The organism is Paenarthrobacter sp. C1 (genome assembly GCF_049315185.1).
GTDB classification, from domain to species: Bacteria; Actinomycetota; Actinomycetes; order Actinomycetales; family Micrococcaceae; genus Arthrobacter; species Arthrobacter nicotinovorans.
Genome location: NZ_CP186052.1, coordinates 2067968 through 2083964, shown reverse-complemented (window position 1 = coordinate 2083964; position 15997 = coordinate 2067968). Strand labels below are relative to the sequence as shown.

The window sequence follows — 15997 nt, the reverse complement described above, 5'->3', positions numbered from 1 at the left end:
TCACCTTGGGGCGACAGTGACGGTCGCTGTCGTCGCCTCCGCGAGTACAGCAGGGATCGGGTCGACACCGATGCCCGGGCCGTCAGGGATCCGGATCCGGCCCCCTTCGAGGCGGAAGGGTTCGGTGATGTCCTGTGTGTAAAAGCGGTCGGATGCTGAGATGTCTCCGGGCAAGGTGAATCCGGACAGGCCGGCGAGTGCGGCATTTGCCGCACGGCCGATTCCGGTCTCGAGCATCCCACCGCACCACACAGCCACTCCATGGGCCACGGCGATGTCATGAATGCGCTTGGCTTCAAGGTATCCGCCAACGCGTCCGGGCTTAATGTTGATAATTGCTGCAGCTCCCATCGCGATGGCGTCGGCAGCGGAGGCGGCAGAGACAATCGACTCGTCAAGGCACATCGGTGTCGAGATTTCACGGGCGAGGAGGGCATGCTGGCGCAGATCGTCCTCAGCAAGCGGCTGCTCGATCAGCAGCAGGTTGAAGGGGTCGAGCTTGCGCAGGTGCGGGGCGTCGACGAGCCGGTAGGCGGTATTCGCGTCTACCTGCAACGGGATATCACCAAAGCGCTCCCGCACTGCACGGACGGGCTCGATGTCCCAGCCCTGCTGAATCTTAAGCTTGATGCGCACGTACCCCTGGTCGACATAGTCGCCTACCGCGGAAAGCAGGTCCGGGATTGATTTCTGAATTCCGACCGAAACGCCGGAGGGGACCGTGTCCACAGTCGCGCCGAAATATGTGGCGAAGGAGATGTCCGTCGCCCTCAGCTGGGCATCGAGGATCGCCATCTCGAGCGCAGCCTTCGCCATGCGGTGGCCGACAACGTGCTCGAGGACGTGACCGACAACCTCGGCGGTCAGCACCTTTCCCTCATTCTGCCAGGCGTAGAGCGCAGGAATCAGGAAGCGCCGCAACACCTCGCGCGCGCCATCGAGGTACTCGGGTGAGTACACTGGTTCGTCGAGGACGACGCACTCGCCCCAGCCGGTGACCTCACAGCCATTGTGCGCGGCCGTCACCTTGATGAGCAGTGGTGAACGCGAGGTTTGGGTGCTGAACGAGGTGGTGAACGGTGATACGAGGGGCAGGTTGATATCGATGAGGTCAATGCTGAGAATCCGCACGGGCGGGGGTCCTTTCGAGAATGTAGTGTCCTCGGCGGGCGAAGTCGGTGACCTGCCAGCCGTTGTTCATGAGTGTTGCGAGGGCTTCACGGAGCGCGGGACGCCAGCAAGCGGCTCGATCGGGATGCTCGATCCGCATTGTTTCTACGTCGGAGGGGATCTCCACCCGGACGCGCTGCGCTGAACCTATGGATTCGAGATTGAGGTGCGGCACGCCGTCCTCGTTGTGCAGGACACAGGCTTCCGGCTCCGGGGTGTCCGGCGGGATGCCGGCACCGGACTCCCGCAGCAGATCCCAGGCGAGTAGCATCCGGTCGGTGTCCTGGCCGCGGTTAATGCTGTCTGTCATCTGACCGTAAAAGTTGGGCAAGTATTTCATGGCAGCAGTCCCGAGCCTGTGGATGTTGAAGTAGGCGTTGCGGGCAATGAGCGGATCAAAGGTCCACGTTATGGTGTCGGTCCCGCGGCTGAGGCACCAGGCCCGCTGATGGTGTTTGAGGGCCTTGCCAACTCCGGCGCCGGCGCTCCCGCCCCGGACACCCGCGATGTGTGAGTGCAGCGCCCGGTCGGGCGGCGGGTGGAAGAACCCGACGCATGCGCCAATCAGCTCCGCGCCGCTGTAAGCGCCTGCCACGTAGTTGTGCGCGTGGGCGAGCGCGATGAGAATGCTTGGGTCAATGTGCGGCTTGTTTCCCTCAGCCTTCCAGATTGTCGTGAGCAGAGCTGAGGCCAGCTCCATGTCTGCGGGCTCGTGCAGGATGCGTATGCTGACGCCGCTGGCCGCAGCCAGTGACTCTGCCTCGGCCTGGGCAAGTGAGGCGACCTTGTCGCGACTGGCCTCGTTCGTAGGGAATCTACTTATCACGAGGCGTCACCGTGGGGCATGTAGCGGTAACCAAGGTAGGCGCCCTTCTCCAGCGGACGGAATTGTGCCCAGCCCGCGGTATCGGGCGTGGTGAAGAGCAGGACGCCGGGCTCGGTGGCAGGCACAAGCTTGAGGGTGGTTGCTTCGGGCTCCGCGCCGTTCTGCATAATGTCGGTGAGTTCGCGCATGGTAAGCCGCGGATTATTCTCGGCGCTCTCGAATGTGAGCGCCGCTCCGCCAGACGCGTAGTTGCGTGGTGTCAGGGCAATCTCTCCGGCAAGCGCGGTGGACGCTTCGTTCGAGTTCGCCTGCAAGGCAGCCGGAATCCGAGCCGCGGACATGGCACTGGCGGCATCGCCGAACAATTCCCGGTAGAGGCCATCCGACTGGCCTCCGGTGGTCAGCAACGCGAGCGCGAACCCGTCCTCCGGGAAGACTCGGAGGTAGGCGCGTTGCCCGATGGTGCCCCCATCGTGTCCGTAGACGAATGTTCCCTGCCAGTCTTCGAGGAACCAACCGAGCCCCCAGCCAGTGGTCGAGGGCGACACTGCGCGCAAACTCACCTGCTCTTCGACCATGGCTTTGGCCGATTCGGCGGAGAGAATGCGATTGCCGTTGGGTGCAACACCGCCACGGAGCGCAGTTTGGGCGAAGCTGAGCAGATCCCCGATGCTCGCCGTGATCAGGCCGGCAGGTCCCATGGAACGCGTAATCGACCACTTCGGAACCGGCACGGCTGCATCGCCGAATCCGGAATGCCCCGTTGCGGTGGCGAAGCGTGGGGCGTCCGAAGCCAGGGTGATCGTGTGTTCGAGTCCCATGGGGCCGATGATGTGCTTTTGTAGCGCGGCATCCCAAGTGGAGTCCCGAAGCACCTCGATGATCCGTCCCGCGACGACGAAGCCTGCGTTGCAGTACGAGAAGCGCTCATCGATCGGGTGTACCTGTTTGGCGCTCTTCAGCGACTCGACGTAACGCTCGATGCAATCGTCGCCGGGGCCGGTGTCGGTGAACAGATCCCCATCGATGCCGCTGGTGTGAATCAGCAGGTGTCGCACGGTGACGGCGGCAGCGGTGGCGTAATCCGCGAGGGCGAAATCGGGCAGAATGCTCTGCACCGGAGCATCCAAATCCAGGCGCCCCTCATCGACGAGTTGCATGATGAGAACCGTTGTCCAGACCTTGGTGATAGAGCCAATCTGGAACAGTGCCTCATCCGTCGTGGATACACCAGAGCTTGTATCAAGCACGCCCGAGCTCGCCGTGGTGCGCTCAATCGGGGCACCGTTCTCGTTGAGCCGCACGATGCCGAACTGTGCAGCCGTGACGCCGTAGCGTGTGCGGAGAACGTCCAGGCGGCGGCGCCAGAAGCCGGCACCGCGACCGGTCGCGGTGAGACCGCGCGGCCGCGCAGGCGAGACGGGCCGCGCGTAGCTTTCGAGCCACTCGATGAGACGACGGTTGTAATCGATACGATGCTCGATCGGGCCGTCCAGGATAAACAGGTGGCTCCCGCCCGGGTAGACAACAAGCCGTGTTGGCACATGGGACAGGCGCAGAGCTTTGAACCATTCCTCTGCCTGCCCGACGGGGCAGCTTGCGTCCTGGGCCCCGTGCAGGATGAGGGTCGGCGTTTTTACATTGGTGACCCGGGCGATCGGAGAGCCGTCCAGGAGCGCGCCGTAGTGTCCCAGTGGCGCAACTCCGGTGCTCATCTCGGAGAAGAAGGCGGCGTGCTCGCCATCGGCGGCCATGCTGGAGAAATTGCAGATCAGGCCACCGGCGACGGCCGCTGCAAATCGCGTGGTCGCCGCCGTGAGCGCACAGGTGCCGAAGCCTCCATAGCTGTAGCCGGTCACGGCGAGTCGATCGGGGTCGGCGAGACCCTCAGCCACGAGCGTGTCGATCGGTTCGAGGAAGTCGCGTTCATCGGCGGTACCCCAGGCCCCGTTCACGGCCCGGTAGAAGGCATCCCCGTAGCCATCCGAGCCGCGTGGGTTCACCATCAGGATGCGCCAGCCTTTCGCTGCCAGGACCTGATGGTACAGATGAACACCGTCTGCGACACCGCTCCAGGCGTTGTGGGGGCCGCCGTGAATGTCCAGCAGCAGGGGTGCCGCACCATCGGTGTCCGGGGCCGAGAGTAACCAGCCATGAATGCGCGTGCCATCCGAAATGGTGAACTCGCGTTCTTCGGCCTCGAACAGCTCAATGTCGGCCAGGGTGCTCTCGCGCAATCCCGTCAGCACTGTGAGGACTCCCGTCGACAAGTCGAACGTCACGACTTCACCCAGGCTCTGCTGGGTGGTGAGTACGAAAGCGACACGTTCGCTGGCGGACGCCACGGACAGGGCAGAGACCACCTGGTGGGGCCCTGCGACCAGTGCCCGTGAGCCCGTGCCATCGGGGGCGACTGCGTGAAGCCGCGTCCAGCCACGGTCCCGTGCGCAGTAGAGGACTTCGGAGCCGTCGGCACGAAACGCCGGGCGGCCGCCCGGGTAGGCCGGGAAGCCGGCCATGACATTGCGATCCAGCGGGGCAGTGAGCGAGGTGTCGGCCGTATCCGTGCCGACGTAAAGACGAAGGAGCTCGGCGTGGCCGGTGCGCGGGGCGTGGTTCCCGACCGCGATCACGGAGCCACCATCCGGTGACCATGTGAGGGCGCCGGTCACGCTCATGGCCTGACCGACGCGGCGCGGCGACGGCATTTTGGCGTCGACGTCGAGCACGTAGGCGCCGCTCGTCCAATCGAGGTCGCTGTCCGGTTCAATGGCGGCCGTGAAGGCGATCAGCAGGCCGTCGGGCGACCAGCTGGCCTCACTCGCGTTCCAGTCGCCGTCGCTAAGGCGCCGCACCCGGCCGGATGCGATCTCGCTGACAAAGATGTGCTGTCGAACGGCAGCGTTCCAGCCGAGTCCATCGGTTTTGTAGCCGAGCCTGTCGATCACGATCGGCTCTTCCACCGCCGATACCGTTGCGCTGCGCGAAACCGGGGCGGTGATTGCAAGGCGCAGGCCGTCGGGGCTGACGCGTGCGGCTGCAACGCCCCGGGGGAAGTCGGCGGCGCGGCTCAGGGCCCGCGCTTCGCCGCCTCCGATTGGTAGCAGGTACACCTGGGCCGGTCCGTCGGATGCTCGAAGGAAGAGAACTGCGGAGCCATCGGGAATGAACTGCGGCGCGGAATCGGCCGGGCCGCTCGTCAGAGGGCGGGCCTCGGAGCCCTCGCTGACCACCCAGAGTGAGCTGTGCGCGTTGCCGTTCAAGGTTTCCGTGCGGGTGAAAACCACGAGCATGCCATCTGGCGAGATCGCTGTCTCGGCTGGAACCACGAAGCGCGCCATATCCTCGAGCTCAAGCGGGCGGTTCGTAAAGGTGTTGGGCGTCACGGTGATTCCCCTTCTCATGGCGTTGACTCCACTGATGTCTTGTCCCTCTACCTTCGACGCTTCACCGCCCCCGCACTTCGTCGGATCGAACAATTCTGACGCCCTGTTTCGTTTCCTAGGCTCAGGTGCGGCTGGGAGTTTCGCCGCAATACTGAAACTTCATAGGCGCAGTCCTGTCGGCGCGCCCCACGCCCCACATTCGAAGGAGACCTCGTGAACTTCAAAGTATTCATCTCTAGCGACGTGGAGGGCGTCGCTGGCATCGCGACGTATGACCAGGTGGCCCGTGGCGGCCATGGCTATCCGCGCGCGCAGGAATTGATGACGCTTGAGGCGAACGCCGCAATCGCGGGCGCCCTCGATGGCGGTGCGGATGAGGTTGTCATCAACGATTCGCACGGCACATGGACAACCTCGTCCACGAGCTTTTGGACCCCCGGGAAATCGTCGTGTTCGGCAGTCCGAAGGCTCAGTGCATGGGCGAGGTACTTACCTCGGATTGCGACGTCGCCTCGTTCATTGGCTACCACGCCCCCGCAGGAGAGTACGGGGTTCTTGCGCACACCTTTCGCGCCACTTCACTCAGGTGCGGGTGAACGGTGCGGTGATCTCGGAGGCCGAGGTCGACGCCATGTACGCGACCTCACTCGGGGTTCCCGTCGGGCCCGTCAGCGGCGACGACGTGATCTGCCGCATCGCACGCGAGCAGATCGCGGGAATCGAGACAGTCGAGGTCAAAGTCGCGCACGGCTACACGTCCACCGCATCGTTTGCGCCTTACGTGGCTCGCGACGCCATTCGCGAAGCCGCGGCGCGTCGTGGGCAACGCGGCAACTCTCACAGTTCCGGAACTGCCAAAGCAGTTCACGGTTTCTGTGGATATGCCGACGGCGACCGCCGCCGAGCTTTCCATGTCAATTCCGGGTGCGCGACGCACGAGCGACCGCTCGGTCGAATGCACCGTAACAGATGCGGACCAAGTCCTCGGACTTGTCGTCGTGTTCTATGAGCTCGCCTTGAGCGCCATGAACGCGAAGGCAGCTCTTTTCATGCGGCGCTGGCTACAGTAGAAATGCCGTAGCTTCGCCGGGAGTAGACGCCGCTCCCCTATAACATGGGTGCGACAAGAGGCTCAGAACGATAACCAGAACAATCAGTCCCTATACGACAACTCCCCCGATGTATCGAGTGCGGAAGTTTCGTCCAGTTCGCGGACGCTGCGGGCATCAGCGCGTTCGCGACGGCGGCACGTCCAGCTACGTGTCCTGGGGATTCATTGACTTCGGAACGCACTTCGTCGTAAACGCTATCGGCTGTCCAGGCCGCCTTGGCGGGTAGGAGATCAAGTTCGACTTGCTCCAGCAAAGGTGCAGTGACTAGGTCTTACGGGATGGCAAGTACCACGGGCTGCACGGTACGCAAGGCCAGTTCGAAGGCCCGTTGTGTTACCACGACGGCATTCTCTGGATTTGCAACAAGCGTCTTGACCCGTACTGCTTCGACGGCGCTCTTCTGCTCGATATCAAAGGGCGAGGGCCTGGCGGGTGCGTCACCGACGACGAGGACCAGCGGGATGCGGGCGAGTCGGGCTTCGGCCAGCGAGGTATAGGCGTTGGTGAATCCCGCTCCGTAGGTAGTGGGCAGCAGCAATACGGCCCGTTGCGCGGTAGAAGGCATCAGCCATGGCAACGGTTGCCTCCTACGTCATACAGGAGTGAACGGAAAACCCTGCTTGGTCAAGTGGCTGATCAGATGGGCGTCTCCGTTTCACATCAGGCCAAAGAGGTGCCCGACCCGTTCGGCCAGTACGTCAGCGACGGCCGTGGAGACTGTGGCTTGGGTGACAGTAGTCATGTCATGTCCTTTAGTAAATTGTGGTTGCCTGCTTGGCTTGGCTCGCATGTTGTCGGCCGGAGCGTGGGCCCGTGCCCGCCGGATTAGGTGCGGGCAAGGTTTGCGTCAGCGGTGAGTTTCGGGCTTTGATTTGTGAGCAGTGATAGGACGCCTTGGTTCGCTTCAGCGTCCGCCAGGGAAATCCTGACGCCGTCGCGGGCGTATCCCCTGACGAGTATCCCCGCGGCGTTGAAGTCGGCGACGAGCTTTTCACGCGCATCGTCGTCACAGCGCAACCACAGGAAGTTCGCTTGGCTGTCGGGAATGTTGTACCCCGCGGCGCGAAGTGCTGGCAGGAGCCGTTCCCGTTCCTTAACCACAGCGTTTACCCTGTCACGTATCTCGTCTTGGGCGTCCAAGGAGGCGATCGCAGCTTCCTGTGCCAAGGCGCTCACGGAGAAGGGCAGAGCGGTCTTACGCAGTCCCTCGGCGATATCGCGGCTGGCCACGGCGTAGCCGATTCGAAGGCCCGCCAGACCGTATGCCTTGCTGAAGGTCCGAAGCAGGCACACGTTAGGATGCTCACGGTAGAGAGCAAGTGTGTCCGGGGTGTCCGCGGCTGTTGCGAATTCGATGTAGGCCTCGTCGATCACCACAAGGATGTCGGAGCGGACTAGTCCGAGGAATTCTTCGATTTTTGAGTGAGGGACCGGAACCCCGGTGGGGTTGTTCGGCGTACAAATGATAATGACTCGGGTCTGCTCAGTAACAGCCGCAAGCATTGCATTCAGGTCATGGCTCTCGTCATCCCGCAGCGGCACGGGAACGGAGGTTGCGCCGGCTAGTTGGACAACAAGCGGGTAGGCCTCGAAAGACCTCCAAGGAAAGATGACCTCATCCCCCGGCCGGCAGAATGCAGAGATGATCTGGTTCAGCACTCCCAGGCTTCCAGGCCCGACGGCGACCTCGTCCATGGTCGCGCCCAGATGCTCGGCAAGCCGCGCACGCAGCATCAACGATCCGGCGTCGGGGTACCTGTTCAATGTGCTCGCAGCGCTGAAGACTCCTCGCAGCACCGAAGGCAGCGGGTCAAAGTGGCTTTCGTTGCTTGCCAGTGCTGCAACATCTGGCCCTTCGGCGCGGACACCGGGCACATATCTGGGAAGCGAAGCGACTTCCGGGCGGAGGGTGGGGAGGCCGTTCCCGACCGGTGCAGCGCTGTCAGTCAAAGTATTCATGTCCGCGATCATCCAGACGTTGGGAGGCATGTGCAATACATGGGTTTTACGTTGGTATTTTTGTAGACAGGTCATGGTCTTTACTGAAAGTATGCACAAGTGAACACTTCTCAGCTTGATCGTCTGGACGCCCGGATCCTTCTCGCCCTCGACGCGGAGCCTGATGCAAGCGCCTTGGCTTTGTCCCGCTCTCTTGGCGTGGCCCGGAATACAGTTCACGCACGTTTGGCACGGCTCGAAGCCAGTGGGGCACTCGGTTCCTTCACTCGGCGACTAAGAGGCAGCGCCCTTGGATACACCCTGACGGCGTTGGTTTCGATCTCGGTAATGCAGACGCAGAGTCACTTGGTGGAGAGCGGGCTGTTCACGATTCCCGAGGTTGTGGAGGTCCATGCGACCACAGGTGACGCGGACTTGGTGGCCAAAGTCCTGGCGAGGGACACCACGGATTTCCACCGGATCAACACGGAGATACTGCGTCTGGAGGGCATTCAACGCACCAGTACGGTGATCTCGGTGCTTGAAGTCATGCCCACCCGAATGGAAGGGCTCCTGGAGCGTCTCGCGCGTCAGGACCGTTGAGATTGGACGTTGCTTGCTTCCGGGGACGACGCCCCAGCCGCGGCTCGAGCGCCAAGCCGTAGCAAAGCAATGACGGTTGACGTCCTTGGCCGCAATGCCCCCTACTGTGAGGCGCAAACAGTAGAAAGCTCGTTGTTCCGAGGCTAGGCGTGGAATTGCCAGATTCCATCTGATGAGAAACTCGGACTACAACAAGACAGAAGGTGACATATCCGCAGACTGGTCCGCGTCGACGTGCTCGGCCAACATCCGAGTGAGCTGCAGTGTTCCGGAGGCACCCCTGGGAGCGGTCATCTGCGTCGGGGCCCCGTCCGGCTTAAATTCGTAGAGCGCTTCAATGACACGGCCAAGACCCATTTGATAGCACTCGGCCCACCGTTGCCTCCGAACCCACACCGTGGAGTGGCCACTGCACATGCAGAGCTCCTCCGCATCCGCGGCTATGGCCATCCACATGCATGAGCAGATGTAGGCCCAAGGTGGAGAGCTGATGGCCGCCAGCAGGCGCAATAAAGAAGATCTTGGTGTGGACAATGTCCACACCCCCTTTGGCCTGACAAAGCGGCCGCCCGGCAAGTCTCCCTACGCCAGGAACGAGTCGAAACTCGGATCTTTGACGACGAACCTAGAAGTCATGTTGCGCTCAATCCCCCTACCCATGAAGAGGTGTAGGCCAACCACGACCTACCCGGCCGCACCACGAGAGGAACCCATAGCCCCAGTTCAGAGCAGGCGGAGCGCTCACCAGCCACGACCCTGACCCCGCTCCCCACAACCAAACAGGCGACCCGCGGCGCCAGGCACACCCCGCGGCCAGTGTCAGAGGGACCTGACCAACCAGAATGTACACACGTTAAAGCAAAAACCCCCTCTGATGAGGGGGTATGCCGTGCCCGAGGTGGGACTCGAACGGGATTCTGGGCCTTGCGATTGCTGGGCAGTGCCGGAAACATGCGGAATCCGGGCCAGTCCGGCGGCTGTACGAGGCAGTCCGGGCCGGAAAGTGTGGACAATGTCCACACTCTCTTTTCTGTCCCTCAACCCAGGCCACCCGGAACGTCCAAGACGACGTCCCCGACGACGCCGCGAACTCTAAGCCGGGGGTTGGACGGGCTGGAATTTTACAAAAAATACGCGGGCGAAAAGCCTTCATCGAGTCACCCCCTTTCATGATTCTATGACTTACCCTAACCGCATCCGCATGACCTTGCTCCGATAACTCCTGGGAATGCGTCCTTGACCAGATTGGTTCGGCGCCACGGCATCACGCAGAGGAAAGCCCTCACAGCGTAGGCGTCGCCGTCGAACTCGGGCCTCACCATCCAACCAGCCGCCGACGGGAAAAATCATGCCAGCGACCGACACCTTACATGTTCCCCAGACTCGAGGCTTCGGCGCCGCGGGCGGAAGCTGGACTGGGCACTTTAGGCAACAAGGCCCCGAGCTACTGCAGCTCCGACTCCCCACTATGGCCAGGAACAACGCATAGTGCTGGCTACCAACAGCTTCCAGGCTCTCCCGGAAATGGTGGCATTGGGTGCACGGTTGGTCCTGAAGTTATGACCGCCGAACGAAGCCGTTGCGACGTTTCCATCCCATCTGCACTGAGTGCGGCCGGGCACCCAACCAAAGGCGCTGACGCCACGGAGCATCCAAGGGTCTCCGGCTTCTTTGCTGGCCGTTCCTTAAATAGTCATTGGCCCGTGCTGGCAGAGTCGCGAAAGAGTTTGGCGGAGCTGCGAAGAGTCCGGCCTTCCTTCGTTGGAGACAGAATGTCGGTTGTGTCTGCCATGCTTGACCAAAGTCAGCCCGAACTTATACAGGAGGATCGTTGTCTTACGAAAGTGATTTGCGCAGGTACCGAAGTGACGCGAGTAGGCTCAGAAATGAGATCGCTCGGGCCTCTGCGACCGTCGCTACCCAACGGAAGAAGGCCGCCGACGCAAATAGCGCGGCGAGCCGTTCTTCAAGTCAATCAACGATCAGAATGAAGCTAGCTGAGGCTGTGCGAGCGACCAAATCTGCCAATGACACTGAGAAGAAGCGTGCCGATCTGGAGAAGAAGATCGCAGATATCGACTCGAAAATATATGCGACGCAGAACAAGTATGAAAAGCAACAGCAGGACAAGCAAAATAAGGCTCTGGCCGAGCTAGGCATAAATAATGAGAGAGCCGCTGCGCATTTCCGGGTTCCAGCCAAGTTAAGGTCTCCTGTCGAGGATTCGCAGAACCTGTCACCCTCGTTTGATGTGTTTCTTTCACACGCCAGCGAAGACAAAGACGAAATCGCCCGGCCGCTAATGGAGGCGTTACAAAGTCGCGGACTGTCTGTTTGGTTCGATGAACTGAAGATCAAGCTCGGTCAGAGCATTCGACAAGAGATCGAAAAAGGAATCGCAGGATGTCGGTTCGGTGTGGTCGTCATCTCTCCCGAATTCTTTAGCAAACAATGGACCCAAGCCGAGCTGGACAGTCTCTTCGGGCGCAAAATGGAATCTGGCGACAACCTGATCCTTCCAATTTGGCACCGCGTCTCCAAGGACGAAGTCATGACGCATTCCCCCTTACTCGCCGGGATCCTTGCTCTAAACACCTCATTGAAGACCATCGAAGAAATGGCGGATGACATAGCTGACGTGGTTAGAGCAAGTAGCGCTCGGGAGTGATCTCTGACCCTGGAAATCGACGCTGGCCATGCACTCTTACTCGTTGACTGGCGGAAGAGCCCACCGTGGGCCCCTTTATAGAATCTTTCCGCACGCACCCGCGCACCGGAGGACGGCCGCCACAGATCAAACTCCCACACCAAATCAAATGGCCATGAACGGCTCATGAAGGACGCCATCTGATCAGAGCTGCACGGCCATGCTTCACAGCGACATCGACGAGGCCCACTAAGAGTTGCTGATAGGCCGCTCCGCCGTTTGCTGGATATCGGGGCTGAAGTTCAGCAGTTGTTCTCAGGGAGGTAACCGGCTCTGCAGCCTATGCGCACTCAGTCCGCCGCGGTTCGCTGGTCGGCTCTACTCCGGCCACGGCGAAAGCCGGGCCAAAGGGCAGTCATGCGGGATGCCGCACTCTAGGCATCCCTATAGTGAGGTCGCTGAATTGCGGGAAACAGGCCATCAAGCTTTGGGATCCCCGTCCCGAACCTGGTCCAGTAACCGCTGCACACATGGAGTCCCTCAAAAACTCCGCTCCCGTAACGGTACAAGAGCCAAACATGGATATCGACAAGAGGCGAGTTCAATAGGGACGGCATGAGGTCGCTCAAATTCGACGGTGGCACGTACTGGCTGAACTCGGCTGTTAGGCTCTCCGGCGGGCCAAATGGATACATCACGAGATGCTTGTTCGGATAATTACCCAGCTTTTCTACCAGCGCCTGAACTCCGCCGCGCTGCTCCTTGACGTTGTGCAGTGATTGCCGGATTAACTGCCACGGATCAACCAGTGAAGGTTGGTGCAGTACAGTCCAATCGATTTGGTGTGGCGCATCGTCCGGATGCCCACAGTGTTTGACGCATAGTAACGTGACCCCGTCAGCGAGACTTCGAGGGAAAAGAAGCGGCGCGGCACCGACGTTGTCTCGGTCCGGTGTGCGGGTCCCCCACGATGACCAATGATGCTGACAAGCAGCGGTCGCTGTCGACACCAAGACTTCTTCCTGGATCTTGAGCCGTCGGGGTTTGCTGGCAACCCTCAGAAGCGTGAAAGGCAACAGCACCCGAACACAGTGGGGAAGGTCCGCATGCGGCACCGCATTCAGGTTCTTTTGCGCCTCCCGGGCGGCGCGCGGGACGGTTGTGATCACTTCCGCCACGTGTTTTCCATTAAGAGACAGAAGATCGGGCATGCTATTCGCGGACCCGTCATCGTGGTGCCGGAAATCCACGCCGAGCTCGCTTTCAAGCACAGTTCTCGCGTGTTCCTCTTCCGCCCCGATCGGTTTCCTCCGTCCTGCCTGATGACTAATCATTTTCTTCGGGACTTAGGCTGCTGCAACCTTTCGTCCGAGCAATAAACACGCAACCGGACTCCGCACTGCTGCGCAGAGCTCCATGCGGCGCTGAGCAGAGCATGGACCTGCAGCGCAACTGGACTTGGACTATCCTTAGCGAGCTCCTCGACTAACGCACGCTTCGAAAGACAAGCGCCTAGCACCAACCAGATTTCACGCGATGCTGCGTGGGACTGGACAACCTTGTTGACCATGTCCCAGTGCATTTCGCCAGTATTCTGTGGTTTACCACGGCGCAGACGAGTTGCCGGGCCAAACGTGTACGCCGGCTTCTTGCTTCTCTCAATCTTCCATTCGTGCGCCCAGTAACCCGTAGAGGGACGATCCTCGTTGCCCAATGTGAGGAAACGCAGGCTCTTCATCGCTTGGGACACGACGTCGTGAAGTGCTGACGCGGAAATCTCGGATGCCTTGTTTACCGACTTGCTCTTGGCATGAGCAAAGATAACCTTCTCCGAATCGAAGCCGATGAAGTCGGCAATCTCGCTTCCGAGGTCAGTGCAGAGGATCGTTGCGTCCTTTCCGAGCGCGTCTGGAAGAAGACAGCTGTCGAGCTGCCCGAAGACTGTGTCGTCCGGCCACGGATTCTGGCCAACTGTATGTCCCTTCTCGGCGACGACTCTCGCGAGCGGCGGGTGAGTTTCGATGATGGACATTAGTCCTTCATTAGAACTTGACTGGCGCATGTTGAGTCGCCAGAAGTTCTTATTCGAGTACACCAACCCGGATTCAGTCGCCACACGCAGCAACTGCTCGCGAGTAATGTACTGCCAGAAGTCCAGCTTGTTGTCATTGATAGGCCTGTATGGAACGTCCTGGGTCGACGAAACATTGAACCTCTTTTGAGGCGCATCCCAAGCTATATTTACTTCGACTTCGCTTTCATTGATCTCGACCGTGAACCGACCGTGTTCCACAGCCCCACCGGTCCAATCAATGACAAGCGGGCCGTGGCGGTCGTCGAATGGTTCGAAGGTCTCGGGCGCGACGTCCAGCAGGACGTGCGCTGCAACAGGTGGCTCGGTGGGTATGACAGGCAGCCCATATCGGGCGATAGCTGAAGCGGGCTTATCGCCTCTTAGCAAGGCGGCAGTCAATTCGTCGAACCAACTCCGTAGCTCGCAGTAGAGACCCTTCGACTCTCGATGATCACTCACGCGGCCGTTCTTGACGCCGGTGTAGCGCGTGATTGTTTTATCACCCATAGCCAGGCTGCCCGACGCAGTAGAGTAGCCGAACGTTGAATCACCCACTTCGGCAGCGACGGAGCCGATGTCGCGAGCTCGGATGGATCGCGACCGGACTGCCCAGTCGCTCAAGTCGTTGTTCGTGAGCGACATCGAAGTTATCGTCGAAGTGTTGGGCAGCAAGCCTACCAAGCCTTCGGCTCCGACTGAAGTGGTGTCGGTTCGAACGCTCTCAGTTAGCCCTTCCGACGCGGACACGAAGAGATGCTGGCCATTCCAGTAAAGAACCGTGTATCCAAGGGACATCTCGACGAATGCCCCCTCCCGCAGTAGTGGCGAGTTGCGGACCGTCATATGCAAAATTACGCGCACGTCGAGGCTCGGTCGAAATTGCGCCAATACCTGGCAATCGCTGGAAGTAAGATCTTGGGCAACCTTTGCGGCAAAGCCGTCCAAATCAAATTTCCCGTTTGGCCGACGGATGCATGTGCTGAGCCGATATCTGATGGCGTTCCAGGCATCATGGGCATTCAGGTCCGCTTTCTCTCGAAAGAGCCGGTCCCAGTAGAAGATGTCTGGTTGCGCACCGAGAAGCTTGGCAACGCCGACAGGATCAGTCGCAACTGATTTAGCTACTGTCGTTTTATCAAAACGAAGGTAGCGTCCCCAAGCCGCCTCCATGGTTTCGTCTGATGAGAACACGAAGGCGTGTTGGCCGGCGTCTTTCGTCGGATTCCGCAAGATGCGCCCAATCTGCTGCACCCGAGCCCGATCATTTCCGAACCCTCCGTAGACGGCGAGGACTCTTGCGGCAGGATCATCGAATCCTTCCGTCAGCTTGTGCTGGTGAATTAGGAATTCGACCTCAGGACGGTCGGATGGGCGTGGCATGCTTCTTCTCAGATGCGGGGCTTCGTCGTTACCGGTGAAACCTTCGTGCACAGCTATCACCTTGCGGTCCTTGGCCACTAGGGCAGCCGCCACGTCTCTAACGTCTGCACGGTTGCTGCAGCGGACAATTACGCGGTCGCCGGGCTTCTTCTCTACCACGTGTTCCAGCTTGTCGAGCAGGACATCGACGTACTTTCGAATAGAGGTCTCGTCAATATGTTCGAATCGCGGTACGCGTAGGACACGATGGGCGACGGCCTTCGTGTGCGTGTAGCGGTACTGCGCGGCCGAATCGATGGCAAACATTCGGTTGTCATTGCGAAAGGGCGTGGCGGTGAAAAGACAGATCGGCAGTCCAGTGGCCCGCACAGCACGAGACCAACTGGGCGCCGGTTCATAATGGCACTCATCGACAATGACCGTCGCGAAGCTTCCGAACAAAGCAGCCATCGCTGCTTCATCGAATTCCACCGTCTCAAAGATCTTCAAGACCATTGAAAGAGTAGCCACGTGCACCACGGGCTCGTACTGTTTCTGGCCACTGACATATTCGATGAAGCTCTTGGCGCTCGCGATCAAGCGTACCCTGGGAAGGTCCGCTGGACGGTCGACATCGAGGCGTTCCCATACCCGCTTGTCGATATCCTCAGCAAGCTGCCGTGCGAGCCCACGCCATGGTGTCACAACTAAGGCACTCTTCTTCTTGCCCCCGACCTGCGGGCCTGCAACGAGGGAAGCAATAACTGCAGATTTACCCGTACCAGTGGGCATCGTAACCAGCGCGGCGCCCTTTTCGCGGCTCGACCTTTTTAGGTGGCGCCTCAGAATTTTCAAGGCGGCGGTTTGGTGCTCCCACAGTGG

At 60.4% G+C, this 15997-nt stretch carries 11 protein-coding genes and 1 pseudogene; 4 read left to right on the top strand and 8 right to left on the bottom strand.

The window, feature by feature from the left end; all coding sequences use genetic code 11:
• From menC to ACNAOU_RS09745, 4 genes are all read right to left on the bottom strand, one after another.
• Nucleotides 1-1131 carry an o-succinylbenzoate synthase gene (gene menC, locus ACNAOU_RS09760; RefSeq protein ID WP_422758539.1) on the bottom strand — a complete coding sequence of 377 codons (1131 nt, stop codon included), beginning with the start codon at nt 1129-1131 and terminating at the stop codon, nt 1-3.
• Nucleotides 1112-1996: a hypothetical protein gene (locus ACNAOU_RS09755; protein WP_422758538.1), complete on the bottom strand. Its 885-nt coding sequence runs from the start codon at nt 1994-1996 to the stop codon at nt 1112-1114. The genes menC and ACNAOU_RS09755 overlap by 20 nt, the downstream gene beginning before the upstream one ends.
• A complete protein-coding gene (locus ACNAOU_RS09750) occupies nt 1993-5382 on the bottom strand; it encodes a serine hydrolase (RefSeq protein WP_422758537.1) in 3390 nt (1129 codons plus the stop codon). Before ACNAOU_RS09750 ends, ACNAOU_RS09755 begins: the two co-directional genes overlap by 4 nt.
• A 159-nt stretch (nt 5383-5541) precedes the next feature.
• On the bottom strand, nt 5542-5781 hold the full coding sequence (locus ACNAOU_RS09745; RefSeq protein WP_422758711.1) for a hypothetical protein: 240 nt from the start codon (nt 5779-5781) through the stop codon (nt 5542-5544).
• Here ACNAOU_RS09745 and ACNAOU_RS09740 point away from each other — a divergent pair.
• Together ACNAOU_RS09740 and ACNAOU_RS09735 are read left to right on the top strand one after the other, a co-directional pair.
• Nucleotides 5662-6157, top strand: a pseudogene (locus ACNAOU_RS09740) (M55 family metallopeptidase); the annotation flags it as partial. The gene ACNAOU_RS09745 and the pseudogene ACNAOU_RS09740 sit on opposite strands and share 120 nt — an antisense overlap.
• Nucleotides 6158-6200: 43 nt before the next feature.
• Nucleotides 6201-6452 (top strand): hypothetical protein, encoded by a 252-nt coding sequence (locus ACNAOU_RS09735; RefSeq protein ID WP_422758710.1) that lies wholly within the window; start codon nt 6201-6203, stop codon nt 6450-6452.
• A gap of 313 nt (nt 6453-6765) precedes the next feature.
• On the opposite strand, the gene ACNAOU_RS09730 is transcribed toward ACNAOU_RS09735, so the two are convergent.
• Together ACNAOU_RS09730 and hisC are read right to left on the bottom strand one after the other, a co-directional pair.
• The gene (locus ACNAOU_RS09730) at nt 6766-7059 is read right to left on the bottom strand and encodes a thiamine pyrophosphate-binding protein (RefSeq protein WP_422758536.1); all 294 of its coding nucleotides are present in this window, start codon (nt 7057-7059) and stop codon (nt 6766-6768) included.
• A gap of 260 nt (nt 7060-7319) precedes the next feature.
• Nucleotides 7320-8453, bottom strand: a complete 1134-nt coding sequence (hisC, locus tag ACNAOU_RS09725; RefSeq protein WP_422758535.1) for a histidinol-phosphate transaminase — start codon at nt 8451-8453, stop codon at nt 7320-7322.
• A 99-nt stretch (nt 8454-8552) separates the two neighbouring features.
• Here hisC and ACNAOU_RS09720 point away from each other — a divergent pair, with 99 nt between their 5' ends.
• Together ACNAOU_RS09720 and ACNAOU_RS09715 are read left to right on the top strand one after the other, a co-directional pair.
• Nucleotides 8553-9035, top strand: coding sequence for an Lrp/AsnC family transcriptional regulator (locus ACNAOU_RS09720; RefSeq protein ID WP_422758534.1), 483 nt, complete (start codon nt 8553-8555; stop codon nt 9033-9035).
• A 1987-nt stretch (nt 9036-11022) separates the two neighbouring features.
• Nucleotides 11023-11703, top strand: coding sequence for a toll/interleukin-1 receptor domain-containing protein (locus ACNAOU_RS09715; protein WP_422758533.1), 681 nt, complete (start codon nt 11023-11025; stop codon nt 11701-11703).
• A 413-nt stretch (nt 11704-12116) separates the two neighbouring features.
• Here the strand turns inward: ACNAOU_RS09715 and ACNAOU_RS09710 are convergent, their stop codons facing one another.
• Together ACNAOU_RS09710 and ACNAOU_RS09705 are read right to left on the bottom strand one after the other, a co-directional pair.
• Nucleotides 12117-12953, bottom strand: a complete 837-nt coding sequence (locus tag ACNAOU_RS09710) for a hypothetical protein (RefSeq protein ID WP_422758532.1) — start codon at nt 12951-12953, stop codon at nt 12117-12119.
• A 59-nt stretch (nt 12954-13012) separates the two neighbouring features.
• Nucleotides 13013-15970, bottom strand: coding sequence for a DEAD/DEAH box helicase (locus ACNAOU_RS09705; protein WP_422758531.1), 2958 nt, complete (start codon nt 15968-15970; stop codon nt 13013-13015).
• Between the last annotated feature and the right edge of the window lie 27 nt (nt 15971-15997).